Annotated in this window: 3 protein-coding genes; all 3 read right to left on the bottom strand. The window is 58.7% G+C overall.

Annotation, left to right across the window (positions count from 1 at the left end; genetic code table 11):
* Positions 1-177 precede the first annotated feature (177 nt).
* Genes AC0IYH_RS28910 through AC0IYH_RS28900 form a run of 3 tightly spaced genes read right to left on the bottom strand, consistent with a single transcriptional unit; the run spans position 178 to position 3743 of the window.
* Positions 178-2481, bottom strand: a complete 2304-nt coding sequence (locus AC0IYH_RS28910; protein WP_122773608.1) for an MlaD family protein — start codon at positions 2479-2481, stop codon at positions 178-180.
* Positions 2474-3097: a paraquat-inducible protein A gene (locus tag AC0IYH_RS28905; RefSeq protein ID WP_116629263.1), complete on the bottom strand. Its 624-nt coding sequence runs from the start codon at positions 3095-3097 to the stop codon at positions 2474-2476. Before AC0IYH_RS28905 ends, AC0IYH_RS28910 begins: the two co-directional genes overlap by 8 nt.
* The gene (locus tag AC0IYH_RS28900; protein WP_116629264.1) at positions 3084-3743 is read right to left on the bottom strand and encodes a paraquat-inducible protein A; all 660 of its coding nucleotides are present in this window, start codon (positions 3741-3743) and stop codon (positions 3084-3086) included. The genes AC0IYH_RS28905 and AC0IYH_RS28900 overlap by 14 nt, the downstream gene beginning before the upstream one ends.
* Between the last annotated feature and the right edge of the window lie 218 nt (positions 3744-3961).

Below are 3961 nucleotides of genomic sequence, written 5' to 3'. Positions count from 1 at the left end.
GAAATACAAAACGCCCGATGCGGTGCATCGGGCGTTTTGAGACTGAAACAGGTGTAAACCTATTTCAGGACTAGACATCTGTGTCCGGCCTCATCGGGGGCAAGCCCCCTCCCACAGTTAAACTGCGAACACATTCAAAATGTGGGAGGGGGCTTGCCCCCGATGCCGCGCCTCGGTCTACTTGCCCAGTGGAATCTTAGGCGCCCAAGTCAGCCACTCGTCTTCGAACTTGTCGAACAAAGGGAAGGTCTGCTGCGGCCGGGCAGCGTTGCCCATACGCTCGCCATCCGGCGTAGCGAAGGCAATACCACCGGCAACCAACGTTTCCAGAGACTCGGTACGCACCGTCGCACCTTTGAACAGGCCAAAGTCCAGCCCAAAACCACTGGTGTTCCAGAAGCGACTCCCACCCCGCACCAACGGCGCGTACTTGGGCTCGATCAGGATGTGGATCAACACGCGGTCGGCGGTCTGGCCCAGCTCATAGCCGGTGACTTTGCCCACAGTGACTTCGCGATAGGTCACCGGTACGCCTTCCTTCAACGAACCCCGGCGCGCGGCGCTGAGCGTCAGGCTCAGGCCTTCCTCGCGATGGACGGCTTCCGGCGGCTGGTCCAGGGCGACAAAGCTCTTTTGTGGCCCGGCATTTTTCACCGCAGGTTGCACTTCGATGTACTGCCCGGTGACGAGGGTTTCCAGATTGGCGGTTTTCATCAGGCCCAGTTCAGGCTTGACCACCCAGAACTGGCTGCCGACGCGCGCAATGCGATCCGCCACCTGAGTGATGCGTGCGCTGAGCAGCACCGACTGCATGTCGGCACTGAGGTCGACGCTCTCGATCTTGCCCACATCCAGGCCTTTGAAACGCACCGGAGTGCCCGGGCGCATGCCGTCGGCGCGGTCGACCTTGATGGTCACCAGGGTGCCGTGCTGGTTGGCGGCCTCGCGGTCGGCAAACAGGCGGAAACGCGGGATGCGTTTTTTCAACGGCACATTGGCTTCAGGTGTTTCGAACGCGATGCCGCCGGCCATCAGGCTGGCCAGGGATTCACTCTTGACTTGAATGCCGCCGGTGAGGCCACCGGTCAACGTGACGCCGCTGGCGTTCCAGAAACGTGTCGAGCCATTGACCAGGTTTTCATACTCTTTCTCGATATGAACGCCGATCACCAGCTGCTTGTTCTTGCGCGAGAACTGGTAGCTCTGCACCGAACCGACCTTGACCTGCTTGTAGAGGATCGGGCTGCCGACATCCAGGGAGCCAAGGTTGTCGGTGAACAGCACCATGTGCAGCCCAGGGGAACGCAGATCCAGCGGCGGCGCTTTGGCACGCGCTACGAATTCACGTTGCGGTGCGCTGCCTTTGTCGCCGGGGCGGATGGCGATGTAGTTACCTTTGACCAGCGCTTCCAGTCCGGTGATACCGGCCAGGGAGATGGAGGGTTTGACTACCCAGAACTGGGTGTCATGCACCAGGTAATCCTCGGCCAGTGGGTCGAGGGTCAGCTCGGCGTTGGCGCTGGACAGGTCCGGGTCGATCTTCAAGGTTTTGAGGCTACCGACCTGGATGCCTTTGTACATGACCGGCGTACGCCCGGCCTGCAGGCCTTCGAAGTCGGTGAGTTTGACCTTGACCCTGATGCCGGCCGCCGCGGCATCGAAATCTTCATACAGGCGGAACGGCAGGCTTGGGTCGGTGGGCGGGCTGTCTTTGCGGTTCTCCGGTGTGGCGAAGGCGATACCGCCGGCGACGATGCTGGAGAGTGATTCGCTGCGCACCTTTACGCCGGAGAGGTTGGCGTCGATGCTGATGCCGCTGGCGTTCCAGAAACGCGTGTGTTTGCGCACCAGGCTGGCGTAAGTCGGTTCGATATAAACCTTGATCTCAACGGTGCTCTGGTCTTCGGAGAGCAGGTAGCTTTTGACCTGGCCGACCTGGATCTGCTTGTAGAACACCGGGCTGCCACGGTTGAGCGAGCCAAGGCGATCAGCCTTGATAGTCAGGTGCAGGCCAGGCTTGGCGTCGGACAAGGGTGGCTCTTCGGAGAGCGCCTTGAATTTGCGCGTGGGCTCACCGTCACCCGGGCTGGCGGCGATGTAGTTACCCGACACCAGGGTTTCCAGACCGGTGATGCCAGCCAGGCTGACGCTGGGCTTGACCAGCCAGAAGCGCGTGTTGGTCTTGAGGTATTGGTCGACGTCCTTGTTCATCTCGATGGTGGCGATCACCCCGCGATTGTTGCCCTCGTCGTCCAGGGCCAAGGCCTTGACCTTACCCACGGGCATGCCTTTGTAGACCACTTCGGTCTTGTTGACCTGGATCCCCTCGCCGCTCTCAAAGCGCACCTGAATCTCGATGCCCTGCTGGGAATAGGCACGCCATCCCAGCCAGCCGCCGATTATCAGCGCGATCAGGGGCAATACCCAAATGGCCGACCAGTTGGAGGCCGGGCGGGTTTTAGCTTTAGGCAAATCACTCATGGTCGTCGTCCGACTCCGTGTTATCCCAAATCAGTCGGGGATCGAAAGTTACTGCGGCAAGCATCGTCAAGATGACCACACTGGCGAACGCCGCAGCGCCGAGGTTCGCCTCGACACTGGCAAGTCGCCCAAAGTTAACAACCGCCACCAGGATGGCGATCACGAAGATATCCAACATGGACCAGCGGCCAATGAATTCGATAAAACGGTACATCACAATGCGTTGTTGCGCGGACAACGGCTGATGACGCTGCACCGAGAACAGTAGCAGACCAATCCCCACCAGTTTGAAGGTCGGCACCAGAATACTGGCGATGAACACGACCGCAGCAATAGGGTACATACCGTGCTGCACCAACTGGATCACGCCGGCCATGATGGTACTGGGATCGCCCTGGCCAAGGGAGTTGATGGTCATGATCGGTAACAGATTAGCGGGGATATACAGAATGGCCGCCGTGATCAGCAACGCCCAGGTACGGGTGAGGCTGTTGGGCCGGCGAGCATGGATCAGCGCGCCGCAACGGGTGCATATTTGCTCCTCGGTGTCCGGCTCCTGGTGATTCAACTCATGGCATTCGGTACAAATCAGAATGCCTGCATCAATCGCCCGCATGATCATCCTCTCCTGACAGCGCTTGCCAGATCTGGTGGGGCGACATCACCACCTCAAGCAGTACCTGAACCATTAATAGACTGATAAAGCAGACCAACCCCAGGCCGATCGTGATGGAAGCCATGTCGGCGAGCTTTACGATCGCCACCAGTACGCCCATCAGGTAGACCTCCAACATCCCCCAATCTTTCATGTGATGGTAGATGCGGTACAGCAGCAGCCCGTAGCTTCGGCCAACCTTCCAGCGAATACTGAGCAACACGGCGAGCTGGCAGAGCAGTTTGAGCAAGGGTATTCCCATGCTGCACAGAAATACGACGGCGGCGACGCCCTGCATGCCAGTATCAAACAGGCCGACCACGCCACTCCACACGGTGTCCTCTGAGGACTGCCCGAGTAGATTGAGCTGCATGATGGGCAAAAAGTTCGCGGGGATGTACAGCAGCAGCGCGGCAATCACCAGGGCGAGGCTGCGCTCAACGACATTGTGGCGGTGAGCGTATAGCTCGTAACCGCAACGTGGGCATTGGGCTTTTTCGCCGAGGGCAAGCGCTGGTTTGCGCATCAGCAAGTCGCACTCATGGCATGCCACCAGGTCGTCCAGTGGTAAATCCGACACCTCGAGGGCATCAACCGGATCGGGCATAGATAGGGCTCTGACTCTAAAAAAGGTTAGGTGCTCATTCTAGTGGTCTGGTTCAGAAATAACTGTTCAAATTTGTCAGGGGATTCTGGGCTGTATTACTTTTCGACCGCCCAAAACAAAACCCCATCTGCTTTCGCAAATGGGGTTCTGGAATTTAATCTTGACGATGACCTACTCTCACATGGGGAAACCCCACACTACCATCGGCGATGCATCGT

The sequence above is a fragment of the Pseudomonas sp. AC463 genome (assembly GCF_979253585.1).
This window is presented reverse-complemented; position numbering and strand designations above follow the sequence as displayed.